The 23040-nt window shown below is 64.5% G+C and carries 24 protein-coding genes; 16 read left to right on the forward strand and 8 right to left on the reverse strand.

Translation table 11 applies throughout. The annotated features are described in order from the left end of the window. Nucleotides 1–46 precede the first annotated feature (46 nt). The 3 genes from KXR83_RS00975 to KXR83_RS00985 all read right to left on the reverse strand — a co-directional run bounded on the left by KXR83_RS00975 (nt 47) and on the right by KXR83_RS00985 (nt 3882). Nucleotides 47–1171, reverse strand: a complete 1125-nt coding sequence (locus KXR83_RS00975) for a sugar ABC transporter substrate-binding protein (protein WP_437423180.1) — start codon at nt 1169–1171, stop codon at nt 47–49. 62 nt (nt 1172–1233) lie between these two features. Next, nucleotides 1234–2256, reverse strand: coding sequence for an ABC transporter permease (locus tag KXR83_RS00980; protein ID WP_051721164.1), 1023 nt, complete (start codon nt 2254–2256; stop codon nt 1234–1236). A 105-nt stretch (nt 2257–2361) separates the two neighbouring features. Continuing rightward, nucleotides 2362–3882, reverse strand: a complete 1521-nt coding sequence (locus KXR83_RS00985; RefSeq protein WP_437423181.1) for a sugar ABC transporter ATP-binding protein — start codon at nt 3880–3882, stop codon at nt 2362–2364. Between the two features lie 239 nt (nt 3883–4121). Here KXR83_RS00985 and KXR83_RS00990 point away from each other — a divergent pair, with 239 nt between their 5' ends. Further along, on the forward strand, nt 4122–4658 hold the full coding sequence (locus KXR83_RS00990) for a VOC family protein (RefSeq protein ID WP_437423182.1): 537 nt from the start codon (nt 4122–4124) through the stop codon (nt 4656–4658). Here KXR83_RS00990 and KXR83_RS00995 read toward each other — a convergent pair whose 3' ends face one another. Further along, nucleotides 4659–5132 (reverse strand): nuclear transport factor 2 family protein, encoded by a 474-nt coding sequence (locus KXR83_RS00995; RefSeq protein WP_437423183.1) that lies wholly within the window; start codon nt 5130–5132, stop codon nt 4659–4661. Between the two features lie 54 nt (nt 5133–5186). Then, complete coding sequence (locus KXR83_RS01000) at nt 5187–6620, reverse strand: aldehyde dehydrogenase family protein (RefSeq protein ID WP_437423184.1); 1434 nt, start codon at nt 6618–6620, stop codon at nt 5187–5189. Nucleotides 6621–6779: 159 nt separating this feature from the next. On the opposite strand from KXR83_RS01000, the gene KXR83_RS01005 reads away from it, so the two are divergent. From KXR83_RS01005 to KXR83_RS01030, 6 genes are all read left to right on the forward strand, one after another. After that, nucleotides 6780–7493 (forward strand): hypothetical protein, encoded by a 714-nt coding sequence (locus KXR83_RS01005; protein WP_437423185.1) that lies wholly within the window; start codon nt 6780–6782, stop codon nt 7491–7493. Continuing rightward, complete coding sequence (locus KXR83_RS01010) at nt 7490–10033, forward strand: putative PEP-binding protein (RefSeq protein ID WP_437423186.1); 2544 nt, start codon at nt 7490–7492, stop codon at nt 10031–10033. Before KXR83_RS01005 ends, KXR83_RS01010 begins: the two co-directional genes overlap by 4 nt. Nucleotides 10034–10039: 6 nt before the next feature. Further along, complete coding sequence (locus KXR83_RS01015; protein WP_437423187.1) at nt 10040–11113, forward strand: acyl-CoA dehydrogenase family protein; 1074 nt, start codon at nt 10040–10042, stop codon at nt 11111–11113. Nucleotides 11114–11214: 101 nt separating this feature from the next. Continuing rightward, nucleotides 11215–11601 carry an ArsR/SmtB family transcription factor gene (locus tag KXR83_RS01020; RefSeq protein ID WP_437423188.1) on the forward strand — a complete coding sequence of 129 codons (387 nt, stop codon included), beginning with the start codon at nt 11215–11217 and terminating at the stop codon, nt 11599–11601. Then, nucleotides 11598–12704, forward strand: coding sequence for an ACR3 family arsenite efflux transporter (gene arsB / locus KXR83_RS01025; protein WP_437423189.1), 1107 nt, complete (start codon nt 11598–11600; stop codon nt 12702–12704). Before KXR83_RS01020 ends, arsB begins: the two co-directional genes overlap by 4 nt. Further along, nucleotides 12697–13131: a low molecular weight phosphatase family protein gene (locus tag KXR83_RS01030; RefSeq protein ID WP_437423190.1), complete on the forward strand. Its 435-nt coding sequence runs from the start codon at nt 12697–12699 to the stop codon at nt 13129–13131. Before arsB ends, KXR83_RS01030 begins: the two co-directional genes overlap by 8 nt. A gap of 607 nt (nt 13132–13738) precedes the next feature. On the opposite strand, the gene KXR83_RS01035 is transcribed toward KXR83_RS01030, so the two are convergent. Next, a complete protein-coding gene (locus KXR83_RS01035; protein WP_437423191.1) occupies nt 13739–14218 on the reverse strand; it encodes an ArsI/CadI family heavy metal resistance metalloenzyme in 480 nt (159 codons plus the stop codon). Between the two features lie 97 nt (nt 14219–14315). On the opposite strand from KXR83_RS01035, the gene KXR83_RS01040 reads away from it, so the two are divergent. After that, nucleotides 14316–14675 carry an Rv2640c family ArsR-like transcriptional regulator gene (locus KXR83_RS01040; RefSeq protein WP_437423192.1) on the forward strand — a complete coding sequence of 120 codons (360 nt, stop codon included), beginning with the start codon at nt 14316–14318 and terminating at the stop codon, nt 14673–14675. A 28-nt stretch (nt 14676–14703) separates the two neighbouring features. Here KXR83_RS01040 and KXR83_RS01045 read toward each other — a convergent pair whose 3' ends face one another. After that, nucleotides 14704–15189, reverse strand: coding sequence for a carboxymuconolactone decarboxylase family protein (locus tag KXR83_RS01045; protein ID WP_437423193.1), 486 nt, complete (start codon nt 15187–15189; stop codon nt 14704–14706). Nucleotides 15190–15342: 153 nt separating this feature from the next. Between KXR83_RS01045 and KXR83_RS01050 the strand changes: the two genes are divergently transcribed. The 4 genes from KXR83_RS01050 to KXR83_RS01065 all read left to right on the forward strand — a co-directional run bounded on the left by KXR83_RS01050 (nt 15343) and on the right by KXR83_RS01065 (nt 18378). Next, on the forward strand, nt 15343–16266 hold the full coding sequence (locus KXR83_RS01050; protein WP_437423194.1) for an RNA polymerase sigma-70 factor: 924 nt from the start codon (nt 15343–15345) through the stop codon (nt 16264–16266). Between the two features lie 172 nt (nt 16267–16438). Beyond that, entirely contained in the window at nt 16439–17275 is an 837-nt protein-coding gene (locus KXR83_RS01055; RefSeq protein ID WP_437423195.1) for an SH3-like domain-containing protein, read from the forward strand. Between the two features lie 16 nt (nt 17276–17291). After that, on the forward strand, nt 17292–18017 hold the full coding sequence (scnC, locus tag KXR83_RS01060) for a thiocyanate hydrolase subunit gamma (protein WP_437423196.1): 726 nt from the start codon (nt 17292–17294) through the stop codon (nt 18015–18017). Nucleotide 18018: 1 nt separating this feature from the next. Then, nucleotides 18019–18378 (forward strand): thiocyanate hydrolase, encoded by a 360-nt coding sequence (locus KXR83_RS01065; RefSeq protein WP_437423197.1) that lies wholly within the window; start codon nt 18019–18021, stop codon nt 18376–18378. Here the strand turns inward: KXR83_RS01065 and KXR83_RS01070 are convergent. Further along, nucleotides 18334–19323: a helix-turn-helix transcriptional regulator gene (locus tag KXR83_RS01070; RefSeq protein WP_437423198.1), complete on the reverse strand. Its 990-nt coding sequence runs from the start codon at nt 19321–19323 to the stop codon at nt 18334–18336. The genes KXR83_RS01065 and KXR83_RS01070 overlap by 45 nt on opposite strands. Before the next feature lie 63 nt (nt 19324–19386). Between KXR83_RS01070 and KXR83_RS01075 the strand changes: the two genes are divergently transcribed. From KXR83_RS01075 to katG, 4 genes are all read left to right on the forward strand, one after another. Further along, nucleotides 19387–19791 (forward strand): RidA family protein, encoded by a 405-nt coding sequence (locus tag KXR83_RS01075; protein WP_437423199.1) that lies wholly within the window; start codon nt 19387–19389, stop codon nt 19789–19791. Next, complete coding sequence (locus KXR83_RS01080) at nt 19788–20213, forward strand: SRPBCC domain-containing protein (protein WP_437423200.1); 426 nt, start codon at nt 19788–19790, stop codon at nt 20211–20213. The genes KXR83_RS01075 and KXR83_RS01080 overlap by 4 nt, the downstream gene beginning before the upstream one ends. A 94-nt stretch (nt 20214–20307) precedes the next feature. Continuing rightward, entirely contained in the window at nt 20308–20739 is a 432-nt protein-coding gene (locus KXR83_RS01085; RefSeq protein ID WP_437423201.1) for a Fur family transcriptional regulator, read from the forward strand. Between the two features lie 49 nt (nt 20740–20788). Further along, complete coding sequence (gene katG / locus KXR83_RS01090) at nt 20789–23014, forward strand: catalase/peroxidase HPI (protein ID WP_437423202.1); 2226 nt, start codon at nt 20789–20791, stop codon at nt 23012–23014. The last annotated feature ends 26 nt before the right edge of the window (nt 23015–23040 follow it).

Genomic DNA, 23040 nt, shown 5'->3' on the forward strand with positions numbered 1-23040 from the left:
CCGGGGCATGGTGCTCGCCCCGGGCAGTTCCTCACCTACACAGAGATCACTTCTTCCAGAGGGCCTTGAACTGGTCCTGGTAGTCGGCGACTCCGACATAGAAGCCGGTCTTGTCGTCGATCACCGCCGATCCGATGTTGTCCTTGTTGAGGAGCTGGGTCGGCAGGAATGCATCGTCCGCAGGCCCCAGGTCGTCACCGTTGAACGAGCGGGCCAGCATGTCCAGCACGCGCCACCCAAGGATCTGCACAGGGAAACCGACCCACACGCTGTTGTCACCGTCTTCCAGCGACTTCAGGTTGTCCGGTGTGGGGGTCTGACCGGCAAAGGTCACCTGGTCTTGCAGGCCGGCACCTCGCAGTGCCGCGTCCACACCGAGCACGAGGTCACCGAACGAGAAGACCGCGTAGTTGATGTTCGGGTCTCTCTGAAGCGTGCTGACCACGCTCTGCGGGGTCTTGGTACCGAGGTCGGTGACCTGCTGATTGACCATCTCCACCTTGCAGCCCGGGCACTGCGCCTTCATCTGCGCGGTGAAGGCGTCGGTGAAGACGTTGAGGATCGGGTAGTCGGTGATCGTGAAGACCGCGACGTTCGCATCGCCCTCACTGTCGACGACAACCTGACTGGCCACCATCTTTCCCCACTCCTGCACCTGCGCAGTCCCATCCAGGGATGTGGAGATCACGCCGGGGATCGGCTCGTCACCGACACTGTCGGCGATCACGGTGATCCCGGCCGCTTTCGCGGACTCGATCTGCTTGCTCAGCATCGACACCGGGGTGCCCGAGAAATGGATGGCATCCGGCTTCAGCGCAATGGCCTGATCCATCGCCTTGGGTGCGGCTTCTGCGTCGGTCCCCATGATGATCCGCTGGTACCGCCAGCCGAGCAGATCGGCAGCCTGCTGGATGGCGTCGTCCTTGGCACTCGAGATCGGTTGCGGGGTCTCGATGCTGATGACGTACTTGCCCGCTTCGGGGGCTTTGCTCAGCGGGGTGTCGAGAACGAGGTTGGCGGGCGCGGCCTCGTACTGATCGGTCACCGCCTGCGCGGCGGCGATGTCTGCCGGCTGGCTGGAGCCGCCGTCGTCGCCGCTGCTACACGCGGTGGCGAACAGACTCGCGGAGACAACGGCAACGAACGCCTTTGTCCAGGTTGTCGTTTTCACATGGATTCCTTTCGAGGGGTGGCCGATAGGCCGGGTGGAGAAGACGTTTCGAGACCGGGCCGTCAGGCGCGACGGGCGGTGCGGGCCGCGAGGGCGACGGCGACGATGAGGGCGAGCCCGTTGAAGAGGTCGTTGACGTAGCTGGGCGCGCCTGCGAGCTGCAACCCCTTGACGCCCGTCGCCAGGAGGTAGATGGCGATCAGCGTGCCGAGCACGTTGACCCTTCCGGCCCGGATCTGTGTGGAACCGAGGAACACCGCGGAGAACGCCGGCAACAGGTACGAGGGTCCGATGTCAGGCGCGGCGGTCCCCAGTTTGGCGGCCAGGATGACGCCGGTGAGGGCCGCGACGGTCGCCGAGGTGACCAACGCGCCGAACATGATTCGTTCCACCCGCAGTCCGGCGAGCCTGGCCGCCTGGCGATTGCCTCCGGTGGCGTACAGGTACCGGCCGAGGGGAGTCTTTTCCAAGATCACGTACATCACTGCGGCGACGGCGATCATGTAGAAGAACGGAAGGGGCAGTCCGAGGAAGGGCTTGCTGCCCAGATCGAGGAAGCCGTCGGTGAAGCCCTCGGTGATCTGCTTTCCGTCGGTGACCCAATATGTGCCTGCCAGAAGGATGCTCGACATACCAAGGGTCGCGATGAAGGAGTCGACGTTGAGTTTGACCACGACGAACCCGTTGACCGCACCGATCAGGGCCCCGCAGAGCAACGTGGTGATGATCGCGATCGGTGCACTGATCCCCTTGGACAGCTGGTACGAGACCATCGCCACCGAGAAGCCCATCACGCCGGCGATCGAGAGGTCGAACACTCCCGCCGCCAGGGGAACGATCAATCCGATCGCCAACATCGCGGTGATCGCCTGGTCGCCGGCGATGATCCGGAAGTTGCCCTCGGTCATGAACGTGTCGGGGATCCAGATCGCGAACAGCACGATGATGGCAACCCACACATAGATTCCGCTGAACCGGTCGAGACCCAGGTTGATCTTGCGCCTGCCGCGCCCCGCTTGATGACCGCCCGTGGGCGGTGGACCCTTCGGTGATGTCGCCGTCTCTTCAGGGGATTGTGTTGTCATGGTGTTCCTTTCACCGAAGTGGTGCCCGGAGGTAGAGGAGGTGTCGCTGCGGCGGATCGGGCATCGGGTCCGCTGCGATGCCGCGAGACGGCGGCCGCGGAGGGCTCAGGACTCGGCGAGTGCGGGCTTCTTGAGAGTGGAGGCGGTCAGTCGATCGGGGTCGATGCGGGGCCGGCGCAGATCGTCCACGACTCGTCCGGCAGACAGGACGATCACGCGGTCGCACAGCCTCGTCAGTTCACCGTGGTCGGTGGAGACCACCAGGACGGCGGCACCCTTCTCCGCGGCGTCGTCGATCAGCGCGTGGATGTCGGCTTTGGCGCCGATGTCGACCCCTTGGGTGGGCTCGTCGAGTAGGAGTACCCGCGGATTGCGCCGCAGCCAGCGTGCCAGCATGACCTTCTGCTGGTTGCCACCGCTGAGGGTGCCGAGGGCCCGCTCGGTGTCACCGGTCGGACGCACCCCGAGACGCTCGAGCCACGTTGCCACATCGGACTTCTCACGTCCCGCACGGAGCCAGCCACCGCTGGTGTACGCCCACGGGCCGGCAACGGACACGTTCTCGCGCAGCGATGCGGTCGCGAACGCGGCGTTGCTGAGACGTTCTGCGGGAACACAACCCATCCCCGCCGCCATCGCGAGATCGGGGCGGCCCTGCTCGATGACCTTGCCATCGATCGTCACCACGCCTGCGCGGCTCTCGCCGCCGAACAGCGCCGGGACGATGTGTTCGCGGCCCGATCCGGTGATCCCGGCGATTCCGAGGACCTCTCCGGGATGGATCGCAAAGCTGAGCTCACGGGCGGCACCACAGGTGAGTGCATCGACCTCGAGCGCCGGCGCTCCGGCATGTGTTGTCTCTTCGGGCTCGGCGAGGAACTCCTCGACTCGGCGGCCGATCATCAGTTCCACCAGACCGGGTTCATCGAGTCCCTCGAGGGGTCGCGTGGTCACGACTCTGCCGTCGCGCATCACGGTCACGCTGTCGCACAGCGAGAACACCTCTCCGAGGTGGTGCGAGACGAACAGTACGGCCACCCCGCGGTCCCGGATCTTGCGAACCAGCTCGAACAAGCGAACCGCCTCGGCCGCAGGCAGATTGGCGGTCGGTTCGTCGAGCACGAGAATGTGGGTGTCACCGCTGCGGCCCTGGACCGCGCGTGCGACGGCCAGCATGGTCCGCTCGCTCATGGTGAGTGCACCGGCGAGCTTCTTGAGGTTCAGGTCGAAACCGAGTTCGGCGAGCGCTTCCTTGGCCTGGGCCCGTTCTGCGCGGTTGTCGATGGTACCGACCGCAGTTCGCTTGTAACCGTGGCCCAGCGCAAGGTTGTCGACGACATCCAGACTCTCGACGAGGCCCAGTTCTTGGTGGACAAAACGCAGCCCGGCCGCCTCCCCACCTCCGGGGACTCCGAGGTTCAGCTCATTTCCCGCCACGGTGATCTTCGCACCGTGGTCCGGATCATGGTATCCGGCAAGAACTTTGATCAGTGTCGACTTACCGCACCCGTTCTGCCCCACCAGTCCACGGATCTCCCCGGGGGCGAGCGAGAGATCGACACCATCGAGGGCCCGTTGGCCGCCGAAGGTCTTCGAGAGGCCGCTGATGCTGAGCGCGTCTGTCATGTTGGCCTACCTACGTGAGGAGAGTTACTTGAACATCACTTGTGTTACCTGAATCATAGTGAAGTATGTACATGGATATGTCCAGCGTTTGCTGAATTTGTTATTCTCCGCTCTGACCGGGAGATTCATGCACACCGCGACAGGTGTGCCGCGTCACCGTCGGCAACCCGGCACCGTTACGACAACAGGTATCTACAGTCAGATAGAAGTTACCGAGTGGTAGAGGAGAGTGGCCTTCTGTGATCGACGTCGAATTGGGCACCGTCGAACTGGGCACCGTCGTACAAATCGCCTACATGGTCGACGATGTCGCCGGCGCAGCCGAGGAGTTCGCATCACGACTCGGCGCCGGGCCATTTTTCGTTCGGCGCAACCGCATCACCGGCGCACTGGGCCCCGATGGCGAGCCGGGCGCTTTCGACCACTCGTCCGCCTACGGCCAATGGGGTCGATTGCAGATCGAACTGGTGCAGACCCACACCGCAGAGCCCGCAGCGTTCGCGGCCACCACCTCCATCCGGGACGGAGTGCATCACGTGGCGGTCATGGTGGAGTCGTTCGCCGAGCAACAGCGTGTGTATGCCGAATCAGGTTGGCCGGCACTGCTTTCTGCAACCACCCCGAACGGCAATGACTTCGCCTTTCACGACGCCCGTCCGCAACTGGGCCACCTGGTGGAGATCTACGAACCCAGACCGTCCATCCTGCGCCTGTATCGGACGGTCGCCGGTGCCGCCGTTGACTGGGACGGCACAGACCCCGTTCGCCAGATGTGATCAGGCGGCCGCCAGCAGTTCGGCGGCCCGGTCGCGGGCGAGTGCGAGAACCTGCGGATTCCCCGAGTTCCACAGCACCGTGAGCTTTTTGCTCCGGATCTTCCACTCTCCGCCAACCCGCACCACCCCGTCGGTGTAGTAGCCACCGATCGTGAACATCGCGTCGCCGGCGGTGTTGGGCAGTACGTGCTCAGCCCGTACGTAGGAGGTCACGGTGCCCTCCTCGCCGTCGATGTCGATGTCGAGGTTCGACAGGAAGTGCTGGGATGCGGCCAGACCCGGGAACAGCATTCGTCCGCGTTGCACCCAGTCCTCGGCGCGAAACCGGCCTTCGTTCCCGGCGCGATAACTCGTGTAGTCGATGTCGATCTCATCGGTGAACACAGAGCGGTACAGATCCCAGTCCCGCAGGTCGATACCCCGCGCGAACCTTGCCATCAAGCGGGTGATCTCCACATGTGCGGTATCGGTCATGGTTGGTTCCTTGTCCTGGTTCAGTCAGTGCATCAGGTCGGTGCGGGGAGCGGGTCAGCTGCGCAGCTGTAGCGAGATCTTCTCGAAGTACTCATCGAGCCCATCGGGGCCGAGTTCACGTCCAATGCCCGATTTCTTCATGCCGCCGAACGGGGCCATGGCGTTGAACCGCCCGCCGTTGATCGAGACCTGCCCTGTGCGCAGGCGCCGGGCGATCGCGATGGCCTGGTCGTCATCGGCTGCGAACACCGCACCGGACAACCCGTACTCCGAGTCGTTGGTGATCGCGACGGCGTCGTCGATGTCCCGATAGGTGAGGACGGCGAGCACCGGGCCGAACACTTCGTCCCTGGCGATGGCGGTGTTGTTGTCCACGCGACTGACCACGGTCGGACGCACGAAGTAGCCCGACCGCAGTCGTTCATCGAGCCCGTCCACGTCGCCCGGACCGCCCACCAGGAACTTCGCGTCCGCCGGCACGTCCGCGAGATGTTTGAGCACCGACTGCTGCTGGTCCTGCGAGGCCATCGGTCCCACATCCACCGTTTCGTCGAGGGGGTCGCCGATCGTCTGAGAGCCGACCAATTCCACCAGTCGCCGCTCCACCTCGTCGAGTCGGTCGGCCGGGACGAGCAACCGGGTGGTGGCCGTACAGGTCTGGCCGTTGTTGACGTAACAGCTACGAACAGCGGCGTTCAGCGCCGCGTCCATGTCCGCATCCGGGGCCACGATGAACGCCGATTTCCCTCCCAACTCGAGAGTCACTTTCTTGATTCCGGCTGCAGCCAATTGGCCGACTCGAGCTCCTGCAGATGTCGACCCGGTGAGACTCACCAGATCCACGTCCGGGTGCCCGGCGAGTCGTTCGCCCACGCGGCCGCCGGAACCCGACACCACGTTGAGCACGCCGCGCGGCAATCCGATGGCGTCGGCGATGTCGGCGACCACAAAGGCAGCAAGCGGAGCAACGCTGCTGGGCTTGACCACGGTGGTGCATCCTGCCGCGATCGCCGGGGCGACTTTTGCCGCCAGTTGGTACAGGGGGTAGTTCCACGGAGTGATCGCACCGACCACACCTGCGGGAACCTTGAGGATCAACGACGTTCCGCGCCGTTCTTCCATCGGAAGTGTCTCGAGGACGTCGGCCATCGAGCGGAAGATCGTCACGCCCAGGCCCACCTGCACGCTCCGTGACCGTGCGATGGGGGTTCCGACCTCTCGCGCCATCGTCTCGGCCAACTCGTCCTCGCGCTGCTGGAGTTCGTCGGCGAAGCGTCGGAGCAGCGCAACGCGGTCGGCCACCGGCGATTGCGACCACGACGGGAACGCCCTTTTGGCCGCTGCCACCGCAGCGTCGACATCGGCTTCTGTGCCTGCAGGTACGCGGGCCAGCAGGCCGCCGGTGGCCGCCTCGAAGACATCGATCGTGCCTCCACCGTCCGACGGCACCCACGTGCCGTCGATATAGAGCTCGGTGCGATCGTCCATTCGGGGCGCCTCCACTTCGTCGTGCGATGAACACCGAGTGGCGACCATCACAGCAAGCGTAAACTACTTTGCGGATTCGGTGTCAAGTAACTCTTCGGTTTCAAGTCTGTACATAGTTTGTGCGTTCTTTCTTGACTTCCACTACTATTTGGGTACGTTATGAGCACGGTCACAGTCTCCGAGCGCGGGGCACCGACCACTCTCGCCATCCGCCGTCCCGCAGCCGGGACCCGTTCGAGGAGCACCATGAACGACCTCGCGATCAACAACTCTGCACCGGCCACCGCGTCAGCCGAGCTGGTCAATCTTGTTGTGAAGGGCATGTCCCGTGGGCCGATCGCCCCTGAGCTGCAGATAGTCGTCGACGCCGGGCATGCCATCGCCAAGGGTCCGATGGTGATGCCGACCCCCGCGGGTATCGCTGAGGCAGGCCGCCTGGTCCGTCTGCCGGAGGGCAGCGCGCAGGAGCAGGCCGTGCGGGACTTCCTCCACGCCTTTCTTCCCGTCAACCGGCAGCTGCGTGAACTGTGCACCGCGTGGCAGTGCCGACCGGACGGCTCGGCCAACGACCACTCGGACGCCCAGTACGACGCCTCCATCCGGGATCGTCTCGACGACATCCACTCGGCGGTCTCGAAGATGCTGCGGCGGGCAGGCAAACAGGCCCCAGAACTCACCGACTACCGCGACCGTCTCGGAGTCGCGCTCGAACGCTTCGACGACGGCGACACCGCATCCCTCACCTCACCCCTCACCGACGGTTACCACACCGTCTGGATGTGGCTGCACCAGCACGTTCTGATGATGCTCGGTGTCACCCGCGCCGAGGACGAGGCACTCGAGGAGGAGCTCGTTTCGGGTTCATCCCGATGACGTTGTCGGAGAACACGTTCCCGGCAACGACCCGCGCCGCCGTCCCGTACGGCCAGGGACGTGCCCGCGGACTCGGCGCAGACGTGCTCGGGGTGCACGGCGTCGAGATGGACAACCTCGTCGCCCTCGGCCTGCCCGTGGTCCCAGGATTGACGGTGCCGATCGGCGCCGGGTCCGGCCTGCAGGATCACGAGACCGCCACCACGGCGATCGATCTGCTCGAAAAGCTCGCGGTTCGGGGCATCTGGCCGGCTGTGCGGACAGAGCGGCGACCCATGCTCATGCATCTACGCTGCAGCGCGCCCGCCCCCGTGTCGGCTCTACCGCCCGCCATCTCGGTCATCGGCTTGTCCAGCCGGAACATCGACGCTCTGGTGGAAGTGATCGGACGCGAACGCGACATCTACGACTCCTGGGCCGCGAATCTGCGGTTCGTCGCCGAGAACGCGCTCGACGTGGATGTCGACGACCTCGACGACCTCGCGGACGACCATCCCGACAGCAGGGCCCAGGTGCCCGCGCTCCTCGAGCTGATCGAAGAATCGACAGGCGCACCCTTTCCCGCCGACCCGGCTGAACAACTCGGCCTGGCGGCCAAGGCGATGCTGGCGCGGTGGGCGTCACCTCGAGGCCAGCGGGCGCGTAGAGCGCTGTCGCTCCCCGACGATCTCGGGATCGCCCTGCATGTCCGTGCGCTGCGTCTGGGCTCGTGGAACGAATCCGGCTACGGATCGGCCATCAGCCGCGACCTCGAGACCGGCCGTTTCGCACCCCACGGCGTCTTTCATCTCGGCGTTCGCCGGGCCGACCCGAATCCGGGTCCCGGTGACCCCCTCGACCAGACACCTGGCGGTGTCCAGATCCTGGACCAGATCTTCGCAACCCTCGAGCCGCACCTGCGTGGCGTCGCAGAGGTCGAGTTCGAGGTGCGAGACCGACAGCTGGCGTTGCTGAGTGCCCAGGCGGTCGAACACCCCGGGCCGCGTGCGATCACACACCTCGCGGTGGATCTCGCGACCGCAGGCTCCATCAACCGCAGCGAAGCCGTTCGTATGCTCGAACCAGACCTGATGCAAGACCTCCTGCACGCCCAGCTCAAGCTGACCGGGTCTGAGCAGTTGCTCGCACGCGGGCTTCCGGCCTCCCCCGGCGCTGCAATCGGTGAGATCGCCCTGTCGAGCGACCGCGCGATACAGCTTGCAGGCCAGGGCAAGAACGTCATCCTCGTGGCGTCCGAGACGAGCCCGGCCGACGTCCCGGCCCTGCTCGCGGCCACCGCGGTGGTCACATCGAACGGGGGGCTGGCATCGCATGCCGCGGTCGTCGCACGGGGGGCCGGACGCCCGGCTGTCTGCGGAGCGACGACGCTGCGCATCGACGCGAACGCCGGCACGGTAACCGCCGGTGAGGTGACGCTCCGTGAAGGCGACACCGTGTCGGTCAATGGACGCACCGGCGACGTCTACTGCGGCACCGTGACGATCCGCCCCGCCGAGCCATCGGACGAACTCGAGGTACTGCTCGGATGGGCCGACGAGATCCGGCGCCTGAGGGTGCGGACCAATGCAGACAACGCCGAGGACGCCGCAACGGCGTTCCGACTCGGTGCCGAGGGAATCGGCCTCTGCCGCACGGAACATCAGTTCCTCGGCGATCAACTTCCTCTCGTGCAGCGCCTTGTGCTCGCAGAGTCGGAGGTTGAAGAGAACGAGGCGATCGCCGCTCTCACCACCGCCCAGCAGAGCGACTTCACCGACCTGCTGCGAGTGGTCGGGAACCGGCCGATCACGGTTCGACTTCTCGACGCCCCACTCCACGAGTTCCTGCCTGCCGACGGCGAGTACCGCGACGAGGCGCAAGCCCAGCGCGCCGCCGACACCCATGAATCGAATCCGATGCTCGGATTGCGGGGTGTGCGGTTCGCGATGGTGCAACAGAAGCTCTATCCGGCGCAGGCCGAGGCGCTGTTCCGGGCATGGGTGACCGTGAACGGCGAAGGGCTGCAACCACAACTCGAGGTGATGATCCCGCTGGTGTCACTGCCCGGCGAGCTGTCCAAGGCAATCGAGCAGGTGCATTCGGCCGCGGCGGATGTTGAGCAGGACACCGGCGTGACGATTCCGTATCTCGTGGGCAGCATGGTCGAGACACCCCGCGCCGCCTTGCTGGCCGAATCGTTGGCCGAAGACGCGCAGTTCCTCTCGTTCGGTACCAACGACCTGACGCAGCTGACCTATGGGTTCTCCCGGGACGACGTCGAGAAGACCATGCTCACCCACTATCTCGAACACGGGTTGCTCGACGACAGTCCTTTCGCCGTACTGGACACCGATGGTGTCGGGGCATTGATCTCGATGGCCGTCCGCAGTGCGCAGCAGGCACGGCCCGAGGTGAAGCTCGGCGTGTGTGGTGAACACGGCGGCGATCCCGCGTCGATCGCCTTCCTCGATTCTGTTGGATTACACTATGTTTCGTGTTCGCCGCGTCGTGTCCCGGTGGCCCGGCTGGCTGCTGCGCACGCAGCACTCGAAAGCAGGTGAGGGTCGGTGAGTACCGAACTCGATGACCTGCGTACTGCAGTCCGGGATGCCGCTGCCGACCTCGGCGGGCCGGCGCTGTGCCGTCGGCTGGACGCCGACGGCCCTGGCTGGGATGCCAGAGCGTGGTCGGTGCTGGCCGAACAGATCGGCGTCGGCGCACTGGGCTTGCCCGAAGACCTGGGCGGTCTCGGCGGTCTCCCCGAACTGGCGGTGGTGGCCGAAGAGCTCGGAGCCGCACTGCTGCCGGTCCCCTTTCTCTCCACCGTCATCGCCGGCCAGGTGCTACTGGGCACACCCACGCCTCCCGACGACGTCCTGACGGAGATCGCCGAGGGAGCGCCTGCGGCATTCGCAGGTCTCAACCGACGGGGGTGGTGGTCAGCTGACGAGTTGCCCTTCGCTGCAACCGAAGCCGACGGCGGCTGGGTGATCGACGGCCACGCCCCGGCCGCACTCGGCGCCGCTGGAGCGACATGGATTGTCGTAGCCGCGAACACCGAAGACGGTCCCGACATCTTTGTCGTCGCGGCATCCACAGCCGGCGTGGGCGTCCGACCTGTCGAAACCCTGGACCTCACGCGCGCTCAGGCCTCAGTCCAGCTCACCGCCGTCCCGGCGATCCGGCTAACCACCGGTGGGAATGCTTCTGCTGCAGTGCTTCCGGCCCTCGATACAGCATGCATTGTGTTGGCAGCCGAGCAACTCGGCGGTTCTCAGGCCAGCCTCGATCACACGGTCGACTATGTGAAAGAGCGCCGGCAGTTCGGTCGGGTGATCGGCAGCTTCCAGGCCGTCAAACACACCCTGGCGGATCTGCTTGTCCTCGTCGAGTCGAGTCGCTCGGCGGTGAGTCGTGCAGTCGAGTCCGATGACCGGACAGAGGCCGGGGCCGTCGCAAGGGCGTGGTGTTCAGACGCCTACCGAACGGTGAGTGCCGAAGCCGTGCAACTACACGGCGGCATCGGCTTCACGTGGGAACATGACTGCCATCTCTATTTTCGGCGAGCGCGCGCCGACGCCCAACTGCTCGGCGGTAGTGCGATGCATCGCGAGCGACTGGCCACAGCCCTGGCCTGGTGAGCGGTTGACCACAAGGAGTTGCGCGGCCGAGGCGTTCGCCCAGGGTTCATTGATGCATTGTTCATTTGGCGCACTGCATCGACAGCTGTCAATATAGACCGGTGTCGAATCAAAGTCCGAACCCGTCCGGCGATGAAGCCTGTTGCTCGCCCTTGGTACACGAGCCGCTCAGCCTGGACCGCACCGTCCAACTGGCTCGCATGTTCAAGGCGCTGGGAGACCCGGTACGACTACGGCTCTTGAGCCTGGTTGCCAGTCACCTCGGCGGCGAAGCATGCGTCTGCGACATATCGGATTCGTTCGACCTGTCCCAGCCGACGATCTCGCATCATCTGAAAGTGCTTCGGCAGGCGGGCCTGCTGGACTGCGAGCGCCGCGGAACCTGGGTCTACTACCGGGTGATACCCGCTGCGTTGCAGCAGCTTTCGGCAACACTCGACATCTCCGGTCTCTCGCACACCGTCGACGAAGTTTTGGTGACCTCATGAGCACGGCGACGGACGCGGCCGACAGGCCGGCAGTTGTCGCGAAGCTGTCCACGCTCGACCGCTTTCTGCCGGTGTGGATCGGCGTCGCGATGGTGGTCGGCCTGGCGCTCGGCCGCCTGATCCCCGGACTGAACAACACCCTTTCCGCCATTTCGGTCGACGGCGTCTCGCTGCCCATTGCGATCGGGTTGCTGATCATGATGTACCCGGTGCTCGCCAAGGTCCGCTACGACCGTCTCGACTCCGTGACCGGCGACAAACGGCTGCTGGTCGCCTCGTTGGTGTTGAACTGGCTGATCGGCCCCGCGCTGATGTTCGCCCTGGCGTGGCTGTTCCTGCCAGATCTGCCCGAATACCGGACCGGCCTCATCATCGTCGGGCTGGCACGGTGCATCGCGATGGTGATCATCTGGAACGACCTCGCGTGCGGTGATCGCGAAGCTGCCGCCGTGCTTGTCGCGATCAACTCGGTGTTCCAAGTGGTCATGTTCGCCGTGCTCGGTTGGTTCTACCTCTCGGTACTCCCGGGGTGGCTGGGCCTGGAGCAGACCACCATCGAGGCGTCGCCCTGGCAGATCGCGCAATCCGTGCTGATCTTCTTGGGGATTCCGCTGATCGCCGGTTTCCTATCCCGTTATTTCGGCGAGAAGCGCAAAGGCCGCGATTGGTACGAGACGACTTTCCTACCGCGAATCGGCCCTTGGGCGCTGTACGGGCTGTTGTTCACGATCGTCATTCTCTTTGCGTTGCAGGGTGATCAGATCACGTCGCAGCCTCTCGACGTGGTCCGGATCGCGCTCCCGCTGCTGGTGTACTTCGCGGTCATGTGGGGTGGCGGATACGCGTTCGGGGCAGCGATGGGGTTGGGCTACGCACGCACCACCACACTCGCATTCACCGCCGCGGGCAACAACTTCGAACTCGCCATCGCTGTCGCCATCGCCACCTACGGAGCCACGTCGGGGCAAGCGCTGGCCGGTGTTGTCGGGCCCTTGATCGAGGTGCCGGTCCTCGTCGCATTGGTGTACGTATCGCTCGCTCTGCGTCGACGCTTCACCCCGCAACCGTCCTCCCGGTCAGAGGGTGTGACGCGCAATGTCTGACGAAAAGCCCACGGCCAAAGGGGTTCCCAGCGTGCTGTTCGTATGCGTGAGCAACAGGGGCAAGTCGGTGATGGCGCAGGGCCTGGCCCAGAAGATCGCCGGCGCCACCCTGTCCGCAGGCTCAGCGGGCACCGAAGCGAAGGTTGATGGCCGGGTGAACGAGCTGTCCGCCCAGACTCTCGCCGAGGTCGGGGTGGATGTCTCCGATCACCGTCCCCGCCAACTCACCGACGACTTGATGCGCGCCGTTGACGTGACCGTGGTCGTCGGGTCGGCCGCGCAGGTGAGTCCTCCCGACGGAGCCACACTCGAGGTGTGGGACACCGATGAACCATCGTTGAGGGGGATCGAGGGCATCGACCGGATGCGTGTGATTCGCGACGACATCGCAAACCGGGTCACCGACCTCATCGCCCGGTTGACCTGAGCTGTTCGAGCGGACTCGGTGGGCAGCTCACGAAACCCGGAGAAGCTCGGTCTACAGACCGAGCAACCGCCAGGATCCCGAGCCGGGTAGCGGGCCAGGTCACGAAACTCGCAAACGCTCGCGCTACAGACCGAACAACAGCCAGAACCCCGAGCCGGGTTGGTGGTCAGCGCGCAAACCTCGCAAACGCTCGCACTACAGACCGAACAACAGCCAGAACCCCGAGCCGGGTTGGTGGTCCGCGCGCAAACCTCGCAAACGCTCGCACTACAGACCGAGCAACGGCCAGAACACCGAGCCGGATCGCGGGCCAGTTCACGAAACTCGCACACGCTCGGGCTGCGGCGCGTAACAACCAGAACCCGAGCCGGATCGCGGGCCGACTCACGAAACTCCCACACGCTCGGTCTGCGGGGTGAGCAACGGCGGGGACAGCGAGCAGGGTTTCCGGGGAGCTCGCGAAACCCGCAACAGCTCGCGCTACAGACCGAGCAACAGCGAGGACACCGAGCGGGGTTGGTGGCCAGCTCTCAAAACTCGCAAAAGCTCGCACTACAGACCGAGCAACAGCCAAAACCCCGAGCGTGGCGTACCAATAGCGAACCAACTAGCAGCAGGACTTGCTGAGGTCGTCCCCCACACCCGAACCGCAACAAACCGAATCGGTCGAACCCTCCTCAACACTGTTGTCCGACAGCACCTTCGGACTGGTGCCGAACGTGTCTGAATCCGCAAGGACGGTGTACACCTCCCACTTCTCACCCGCTGGGCCGGTCACCCACACCTTGTCTTGGGTGGCAAAGCAGCACGTCGAGTTGATCTCTTCTTCGGTGAAGAGGCCCTCGCCGCTGAGTCTGGCGATCTCGCCGTGAACCTTCTCGCTCGACTCCACCTCGACCCCCAGGTGGTTGATCGTTCCACCCTTGCCCGGGTTCTCCAGCAGGACCAACTTCAGTGGCGGTTCCGTCACCGCGAAGTTTGCATATCCGGGCTTGAGTTTGGCCGGCGGGACGTCGAACAACTTCGAGTAGAACGCGACCGCCTTATCCAGATCGTCAACATTGAGTGCCAGCTGCATACGGGACATGGTTTGACCTCCACCTGTGAGACATACGTCGAACTACTTGCAACACCACACTGGCCACCTTTTCGACATATGTCAAGGAAGTCGGTAGAGTTCAGGCATGCCCAAGACTCTTCCTGTGATCGACATGACGGCACCCATCTGTTGCGCGCCGGTCTCGGCGTCACCCATGGATGATGCGGCAGCACTGGAAGTTGCGTTGCGGCTCAAGGCACTTGCCGACCCGGTGCGAATCAAGCTCATGTCGATTCTTCTCACGGCCGAGGCGGGTGAGGTGTGCACCTGCGACCTCGCCGCTGCGTTGAAGTTGTCCGAACCGACGGTCAGTCACCATCTCGGACAGCTCAAGAAGGCGGGGATGGTACGGCCGGAACGCCGCGGCATGAACGTCTACTACCGCGCCCACACCGCCGCGTTGCAGGCCCTGCGGCAGGTTCTCGACCCCTCCTGCTGCCGCTGAGTGCGTCGCCCGGCCGCACCCCCACCGATCAGTTCGCCATCTGGGCGAACATGCCTGGCTCATAGGCGCCTGCCGGCGTTCGCACGATCACGTTGATCCGATTGGCTGCGTTGATCAACGCGATGAGACAAATCAGGGCGCCGACCTGATCGTCGTCATGGTGTTTGCGAACCTCCGCCCAGGTTTCATCGGGGACGCCACGGTGATGATCGGCGAGTCGGGTGGCTTCTTCGGTGAGGGCCAACGCAGCACGCTCGGCGTCTGTGAACACGGTTGCCTCACGCCACACGGCAATCAAATTGAGCCGCGTCGATGTTTCCCCGGCCGCAGCCGCCTCCTTGGTGTGCATGTCCGTGCAGAATCCACACCCGTTGATTTGACTGGCGCGAATCTTGACCAGTTCCTGGGTCGATCTCGGCAGTGGCGAATCGTCGATCACCAGGCCTGCGTTGAGGAACCGCTTGCTGAACTTCGCGGCGACGTCATTGTCGAGCATGTCGAATCGGGCAACCATTGATCATGTCCTCACTTGAGATGGTGTCTGTCGCGGTATGCGACAACCACGAGATGTCGGCGAGCCTCCGGTTGTGACACCCCAGCCAGGTGTCACACATTCGCCGACACGGGCGTCTCATGGGAACAAGCGACCAACGCGAGGAAGGCACCGATGACCGACGAACCCCTGACCGCAGCCCACACCCCCGGCGGACATTCTGATGCCGCGACCGACGCGTTCCTCGCTCATCGCAATCTGCTGTTCACGATTGCCTACGAGATCCTCGGTTCTGCTGCCGACGCCGAGGATGCGTTGCAAGAGACCTGGATGCGCTGGGCGGGCGTCGACCTCGACGACGTGCGTAACGAGCGCGCGTATCTGGTCACAATCGCCACCCACCAGGCACTGTCACGGTTGCGGACGCTGGGACGTCAACGTGAGTCCTATGTCGGCCCATGGCTGCCGGAACCATTGCTGACAGCACCCGATGTGGCGGATGACGTCGAGCTGGCCGAGAGCGTGTCGATGGCGATGCTGCTCGTGATGGAGACTCTTGCACCCACCGAGAGGGCGGTGTTCGTACTGCGGGAGGTTTTCGACCTTCCGTATGACGAGATCGCGATCGCCGTCGACAAGACCTCCGCCGCCGTCAGACAGATTGCTCACCGAGCCCGCGCTCATGTTGCCGCTCGCCGACCGCGAGGCACTGTGAGTCCGGACGAATCGCGGGTTGCCCTGCAAGCTTTTCAGCACGCCGTCGAAACGGGTGATCTGCAAGAGCTGGTCGACCTGCTCGCACCTGATGTGGTGCTCCTCGGCGACGGAGGCGGAGTCAAGAAGGCCGTTGTGCGCCCCATCGTCGGGTCCGACCGCGTGGCACGACTCCTCGCCGGCGGCCTGCCACGAATCGAGGGATCGGTGTCCACCGAGCGAGTCCTGATCAACGGCTCCACCGCTCTCATCGTCAGCATCGACGGACAGATCGACAATGCAGTGTCGTTCAGGTTCGACGAAGGCAAGATCACGGGGCTCTACATCGTGCGTAATCCCGAAAAGCTCTCACGGCTGGCACAGGAGGTCATTCTGGATCGGTGATACACGTTAAAGGACAACGAATTACGTGTTCCGGCGGCGCCGTTGGGATTGCGCGTCATCTGATCCTCGAGGCCGTTCCCACCGAACTTTCCGAATTCCGGTTCGCCCGATAAGAACGCGGAGTACATTCACTGCTCAAACACGCCGAAGGTGCGACTCCTGAGGAGGGCGTATGAGCACCTCACAAGAACGCGCCGAGCAACTCGACCTGATTGCCCGTCTTCAGTCGTCCTATCCCGAACTTCCCGACGCACCGACACCCGACCTTCTCGACCACAAACGGTTTGTCGCGTACATGAAGCCCGTTCACGATGTCGGCGGCGAACCCGATGCGCCGTTGAAGTACGAGAACAAGGCGTACGAGTACTGGGAGCACATGACATACGTGATGTGCGAGGTTCTCGCGTGGCGGGGAATCTGGCTGTCCGAAGAACGCCGGCGTATCGGCAACGTCGACGTCGGCCGGGCGGTGTACCTCGGGATACCGTATTACGGCCGTTGGCTTTACGCCGTTGCGCGGATACTCGTGGAGAAGCACCACATAGGCCTCGGAGAACTCGCCGAGCGAATGTTGGAAGTCCAGAACCGCTACCCGAACGGGCTGTCCGGCAACAGACTGGAGGCCACACCGCGCTACGAGGGCGACGGGTCGAGCGTCACACGCAACACCCATCATCGGCACGCGGTGGGAGTCGGGGATCCGCAGATCTACGCGGGGCAGGCCGGCGAGCCCGCGTTCGCAGTTGGCGATCGTGTCCTCGTCCGCGAACTCCCGGTGCTGCTCTACACCCGCACACCCGAGTATGTGCGCGGAGCCCATGGGCGGATCGAATCCGTCGCCTACGAGAGTCCCGCACCCGAAGACGAGACATGGGGTCGCGAGGACGCGAAACCGGAGTGGTTCTACGTCGTCGGCTTCGAGATGGCGGAGCTGTGGGAGGGCTATACCGGCACACCAGATGACATCCTGCGCACCGAGATACCGCAACGGTGGCTTGCATCGGCGTAGGGGAAGGACAGGGGGAATGACCGAGCACAACCACGACCACGACCACGACCACGACCACGACCGGACTGTCGCACCGATGGTCGACGAGGTGACCGATTTCGAGGTGCTCGAGATCGCGTTCCGCGAACTCTGTATCGAGAAAGGGTTGTTCACCGCAGAAGAGCACCGTCTCTTCACCGAGTTCGCCGAACAGATCGGTCCGACGCCCGCGGCGCGCCTCGTTGCTCGCGCCTGGCTCGATCCCGAGTTCAAACAGCTCGCCCTGAGTGAACCGATGACGGCAAGCAAGGAGGTCGGCGTCGACTGGCTCGAACCCACCGGCTTCGGAACCCCGAGCGACTTCACCGCCTTCTCAATTCTGGAAGACACCCCCACCGTTCACAACGTCATCGTCTGCGCGCTGTGCTCCTGCTATCCGCGACCCATCCTCGGTAACTCGCCCGAGTGGTACCGCACCCCCAATTACCGGCGCCGCATGGTTCGGTGGCCCCGTCAGGTACTCGCCGAGTTCGGCCTCTACCTACCCGACGATGTTGCTGTGCGGGTGCAAGATTCGAATCAGAAGCACCGATTCATGGTGATGCCCATGCAACCGCCCGGCACCGAGGGTTGGATCGAAGACGAGCTGGCCGAGATCATCACCCGCGACAGCCTCATCGGGGTGGCGCTACCGAAACCCGGCGTGACCACCAACGTCATCACCGAAACACGGCCCGCGATCCACCCGGCACAGGACAATTGACATGGGTGACAACACTTCCGGCCACACGAGCGACTACGCACCTCTCGCCGAGATCGTCGAACGGGGGCAGGTGTGGCCGGCGATGGCGCAGAAGTACGGCGTCGAGAATCCGGTACCGCCGTGGAAGACCAGTCTTGATGGCGTCTGTGACGCGCTCGATCGAGCCGCGTCTGCACAAGCGCCGAGTGTCACCGACCGTAGGGATGACGAAGACCGCTTGTCATCGACGATCTATGCGGATGTGCCCTACCCCGAGAGCCAGTTGATCTCGCTTGCACACTTGCTCCTGGACCGTGGCGTGATCGACGAGGCTGAGCTACGTCAGCGACTCGCTGCTGTCCGTTCCCGACTCGAGGCCTGACGACTCGCCGTACCGGTGTGCGATCCAGGTCCCCAGCGCATGCAGCCTGTCGTTCAGTGCCGGCGGCTCCAGTACGTCGAAGTCGAAGTTCTGGTAGACCAGCCAGCGCGCAGCCCAGTCCAGGTCGTCGGCACCAAGCGTCAGTACGCAATCGTCGCCGTCGTCGGTGACCGAGCCGACCACCGGCCGGACTATTTGTCTTGCTTCGTCGCCCGACATGTACAGGCGCACCCGGATGTGGTGGCGCCAGCCGTGAGCGAAGGCGTCTGCCACGAAGGCCGCGGCATCGGGGGGTGCGGGCGGGGTTCCGAACTTCGTGCCCAGCGGCCTCACATCGCTGATCCGGTCGAGGGCGTAGGTCAGCCACTGCTGCGATCCACGCTGGTTGCCCACCAGATACCACCGCCCACTCGCCCGAACAAGGTTGAGGGGCTGGACATCGCGCGGCTCACCACGGTGATCTGTGCGTCGACGATGCCGGAAGCGGACGGCCTCCCCTGATCGACACGCAAGCGCCAAGGTGACAAGCACACCCGCATCCGCAGACACCATCTCGCCGCCTTCGAGCGCCTCGGCCGCCGCCACCGCCTCGAACCGCCCGCGCAGTCGCGACGGGATGGTCTCGGTCAACTTGGCGAGTGCCGTGACCGCGGCGGGAGCCAATCCGCCGACCCCCACCGACCCGTGCAACCCGAGCGCGACCGCGAGAGCCTCGTCGGCGTCGAGGACAAGAGGTGGAGTCACCGATCCGGCGGCGAGCGTGTACCCCCCGAAACGGCCGGGTTCGGCGTCGATCCGATAGCCCAGATCTCGGAGGTGTTCCACATCGCGTCGCGCCGTGCGCTCCGTGACATCGAGGCGTTCGGCCAACCGACCCGCGCTGATACCCGGGTTCGACTGCAAGATCGCCAGCATCTGCAGGCGACGACCGGTCGGTGTGGACATTACGTTGATGATGATGCCAAACCCTGACAGTTCTTGGCAGGGTATTGGTCTAGCTTCGCCTTCATGGACACAATCACATTGCTCAGACCCGAAGGGCTGGTACGCAGCCCGGCGTTCAGTCACGTTGCCGTTGTCCCGCCTGGCGCCACCACCATCTACATCGGCGGCCAGAACGCGGTCGATGCCACCGGGGCGATCGTCGGTGGCGACGACGTCGGAGCCCAGACCGCACAGGTCATGAAGAACGTGCAGACCGCGTTGGCCGCCGCCGGGGCGACGATGTCGGATGTGGTGAGCATGACGCTGTTCGCCGTCGACGGCATCGACCTCACCGCTGGTTATGCCGTTGCAGCACAAGCTCTCGACCCGACAGGCGATCCGCCGTTGATCGCAGCTGCGATGGTCTCATCAATGGCGGTCCCCGGCGCACTCGTCGAACTGTCCGCGATCGCCGCCGTCATGCGATGAGCTCGCGCGAGACCGGTCACACCAAGGACGCTGGGTGGCAGATCGGCGTCTCGAAGACGGTGGAATGTCCGCTCGATGTGGTCTGGGACTTCCTCACCTCGGCCGAGGGGACGGCACTGTGGCTCGGGCACGGCGTGTCGGTGTTGGACGAGAAGGGTCGGGCATACCAGACCCGAGACGGAATCGTCGGCGAGACAAGGACATTCCACCGGCATGACCGGATCCGACTGACGTGGCAGCCACCCCACTGGGAACACGACAGCACCGTGCAGCTCGCGGTGAGGGCCGGCGGACCCGGCAAGACGATGATCCGCTTCCACCAGGACCGCCTGCTCGATGCAGGCGAGCGAGAACTACAGCGCACCCACTGGCGGGCTGTCATGGCTTCTGTTGTCGCGGCACTGGACGCCCTCGACGCCTGACCCCCGACGCCTGACCCCTCCGCGGAAAATCTTTTTTTGACTGATTCCAGAAAAACCTTCCCATCGGGCCGACACTTTGCTTATCGTGGTCACCATGGCCACCACACCGGACAACGCGGAACGGCTACGCGCCGCAGACCTCCGCGTCACCCAACCCAGGGTGGCCGTTCTGGAAGCCGTGGACAGTCATCCGCACGCCGACACCGACACCGTTTTCGGTCTCGTGCGCGCAGTGCTGCCCTCCGTCTCGCGCCAAGCCGTCTATGACGTGCTGGGCGCGCTGACAGCTGCACGGCTCGTGCGCCGGATACAACCGGCCGGCCACGTCGCACGGTACGAATCCCGAGTCGGCGACAACCACCACCACGTGGTGTGCCGCGCGTGCGGCGTGATCGCCGATGCCGACTGCGCGGTCGGAGAAGCGCCGTGTCTCAGCGCTTCGGACTCGCACGGATTCCTGCTCGACGAAGCCGAGGTCACTTATTGGGGTCTGTGCCCCGATTGTGCCGACGCGACCAGAGTTTGATCACAGCCCGTGATCACAGCCCGATCAACCTAACCGCGAAAGGAACGCAGTGACCTCCGATAGTCGCCCGCCCCATTCAGACGCCGGAACCGCTACCGCCAGTGAGAGCGAGAACCCGGCGATCCCGTCGCCGAAGCCCAAGGGGCATGCCCCGCTCACCAACAAGGACTGGTGGCCGGAACAGATCGACCTGTCGATCCTGCACGCACACACCTCGAAGTCGAACCCGCTGGGCGAGGACTTCGACTACGCATCGGAGTTCGCCAAGCTCGACGTGGAGGCACTCAAGGCCGACGTCATCGACCTGATGACCACCTCGCAAGACTGGTGGCCGGCCGACTACGGCCACTACGGCGGCCTGTTCATCCGCATGAGCTGGCACTCGGCAGGCACCTACCGCGTGTTCGACGGCCGCGGTGGCGGCGGTCAGGGCGCACAGCGTTTCGCCCCGCTCAACAGCTGGCCCGACAACGCCAACCTCGACAAGGCCCGCCGCCTGCTGTGGCCGGTCAAGCAGAAGTACGGCAGCAAGATCTCGTGGGCCGATCTCCTGGTCTTCGCCGGCAACTGCGCACTCGAGTCGATGGGTTTCCAGACCTTCGGTTTCGCGTTCGGCCGGGCAGACATCTGGGAGCCCGAAGAGGTGTTCTGGGGTCCTGAGGACGAATGGCTGGGCACCGACAAGCGTTACGAGGGCGAACGTGAGCTGAACGAGCAGCTCGGCGCCACCACCATGGGCCTGATCTACGTCAATCCCGAAGGGCCAGAAGGCAAGCCCGACCCCATCGCGGCAGCCAAGGACATCCGCGAGACGTTCGGCCGCATGGCCATGAACGACGAGGAAACCGCTGCGCTGATCATCGGTGGACACAGCTTCGGCAAGACCCACGGCGCCCACAACGCCGACAAGATCGGTCCCGAGCCCGAAGGCGCGCCGAAGGAGCAGCAGGGTCTGGGCTGGAAGAACGGCTACGGCAAGGGCAAGGCCGAGGACACCGTCACCAGCGGCCTCGAGGTCGTGTGGACCTCCACCCCCACCCAGTGGGGCAATGGATTCCTGCAGAACCTCTACGGCTTCGAGTGGGAACTGACCAAGAGCCCCGCCGGCGCATGGCAGTTCGTTGCCAAGGACGGTGCCGGAGCGGGCACCATCCCCGACCCGTTCGATGGACCGGGCCGCGCCCCCACCATGCTGGTCACCGACGTCGCCCTGCGTGAGGACCCCATCTACGGCGAGATCACCCGCCGTTGGCTGGACCATCCCGAGCAGCTCGCCGAGGCCTTTGCAAAGGCTTGGTACAAGCTCCTGCATCGCGACATGGGACCCGTCACCCGCTTCCTGGGCCCCTGGGTCCCCGAGGCACAGCTGTGGCAGGACCCGGTTCCGGCAGTCGACCACGAACTGGTTGATGACCAGGACATCGCCTCGCTCAAGAGCAAGGTGCTCGAGTCCGGTCTGTCCGTTGCCCAGCTGGTCAACACCGCATGGTCGTCAGCCAGCAGCTACCGCAGCACCGACATGCGCGGTGGTGCGAACGGTGCACGTATCCGCCTTGAGCCACAGAAGAACTGGGAGGCCAACGAACCTGCCGAGTTGGCAAAGGTGCTCACCGTTCTCGAGCAGATCCAGCAGGACTTCAACGGCTCGGGTGGCAAGAAGATCTCACTGGCCGACCTGATCGTGCTCGCCGGATCCGCTGCCGTGGAAAAGGCTGCCCAGGATGCCGGCCACGGCGTCACGGTGCCGTTCACCCCCGGCCGCACCGATGCCTCGCAGGAGGAGACCGACGCGGAGTCGTTCAAGGTGCTCGAACTGCGGGCCGACGGATTCCGCAACTTCGTTCGCACCGGAGAGAAGACACCGGCGGAGGTGCTGCTGCTCGATCGCGCCTACATGCTGGACGTGACCGCACCGGAGCTCACCGCTCTTGTCGGTGGTCTGCGCGCCTTGGGTGCAAACCATGGCGGCACCAAGCACGGCGTCTTCACCGACCGCCCGGGCACACTGACGAACGACTTCTTCGTCAACCTGCTCGACATCGGCACCGAGTGGAAGGCATCCGACTCCGATGCCGGCATCTACCAGGGCACCGATCGGTCGACGGGTGCTCCCAAGTGGACCGCGACGGATGTCGATCTGGTGTTCGGATCGCACTCCCAGCTGCGTGCGCTCGTGGAGGTCTACGCGCAGGACGACGCCAAGGACAAGTTCGTCAACGACTTCGTCGCCGCATGGGTGAAGGTCATGAACAATGATCGCTTCGACCTGAAGTGATCGTTTGATCAACTGACAGAACAGAT

This window comes from Williamsia muralis, assembly GCF_051487485.1.
In the GTDB taxonomy this organism is placed as follows: domain Bacteria; phylum Actinomycetota; class Actinomycetes; order Mycobacteriales; family Mycobacteriaceae; genus Williamsia; species Williamsia muralis_B.

What these genes read in the sequence shown, in the direction of transcription:
- KXR83_RS01040 (WP_437423192.1), top strand. Translation starts at nt 14,316, where the DNA reads ATGCCCAAGACTCTTCCTGTGATCGACATGACGGCACCCATCTGTTGC.
- KXR83_RS01085 (WP_437423201.1), top strand. Translation starts at nt 20,308, where the DNA reads ATGGCCACCACACCGGACAACGCGGAACGGCTACGCGCCGCAGACCTC.
- KXR83_RS01045 (WP_437423193.1), bottom strand. Translation starts at nt 15,189, where the DNA reads ATGGTTGCCCGATTCGACATGCTCGACAATGACGTCGCCGCGAAGTTC.
- arsB (WP_437423189.1), top strand. Translation starts at nt 11,598, where the DNA reads ATGAGCACGGCGACGGACGCGGCCGACAGGCCGGCAGTTGTCGCGAAG.
- KXR83_RS01065 (WP_437423197.1), top strand. Translation starts at nt 18,019, where the DNA reads ATGGGTGACAACACTTCCGGCCACACGAGCGACTACGCACCTCTCGCC.
- KXR83_RS01030 (WP_437423190.1), top strand. Translation starts at nt 12,697, where the DNA reads ATGTCTGACGAAAAGCCCACGGCCAAAGGGGTTCCCAGCGTGCTGTTC.
- KXR83_RS00995 (WP_437423183.1), bottom strand. Translation starts at nt 5,132, where the DNA reads ATGACCGATACCGCACATGTGGAGATCACCCGCTTGATGGCAAGGTTC.
- KXR83_RS01005 (WP_437423185.1), top strand. Translation starts at nt 6,780, where the DNA reads ATGAGCACGGTCACAGTCTCCGAGCGCGGGGCACCGACCACTCTCGCC.
- KXR83_RS01000 (WP_437423184.1), bottom strand. Translation starts at nt 6,620, where the DNA reads ATGGACGATCGCACCGAGCTCTATATCGACGGCACGTGGGTGCCGTCG.
- KXR83_RS01010 (WP_437423186.1), top strand. Translation starts at nt 7,490, where the DNA reads ATGACGTTGTCGGAGAACACGTTCCCGGCAACGACCCGCGCCGCCGTC.
- KXR83_RS00980 (WP_051721164.1), bottom strand. Translation starts at nt 2,256, where the DNA reads ATGACAACACAATCCCCTGAAGAGACGGCGACATCACCGAAGGGTCCA.
- KXR83_RS01055 (WP_437423195.1), top strand. Translation starts at nt 16,439, where the DNA reads ATGAGCACCTCACAAGAACGCGCCGAGCAACTCGACCTGATTGCCCGT.
- KXR83_RS01080 (WP_437423200.1), top strand. Translation starts at nt 19,788, where the DNA reads ATGAGCTCGCGCGAGACCGGTCACACCAAGGACGCTGGGTGGCAGATC.
- scnC (WP_437423196.1), top strand. Translation starts at nt 17,292, where the DNA reads ATGACCGAGCACAACCACGACCACGACCACGACCACGACCACGACCGG.
- KXR83_RS01050 (WP_437423194.1), top strand. Translation starts at nt 15,343, where the DNA reads ATGACCGACGAACCCCTGACCGCAGCCCACACCCCCGGCGGACATTCT.
- KXR83_RS01035 (WP_437423191.1), bottom strand. Translation starts at nt 14,218, where the DNA reads ATGTCCCGTATGCAGCTGGCACTCAATGTTGACGATCTGGATAAGGCG.
- KXR83_RS01075 (WP_437423199.1), top strand. Translation starts at nt 19,387, where the DNA reads ATGGACACAATCACATTGCTCAGACCCGAAGGGCTGGTACGCAGCCCG.
- KXR83_RS00985 (WP_437423181.1), bottom strand. Translation starts at nt 3,882, where the DNA reads ATGACAGACGCGCTCAGCATCAGCGGCCTCTCGAAGACCTTCGGCGGC.
- KXR83_RS01070 (WP_437423198.1), bottom strand. Translation starts at nt 19,323, where the DNA reads ATGTCCACACCGACCGGTCGTCGCCTGCAGATGCTGGCGATCTTGCAG.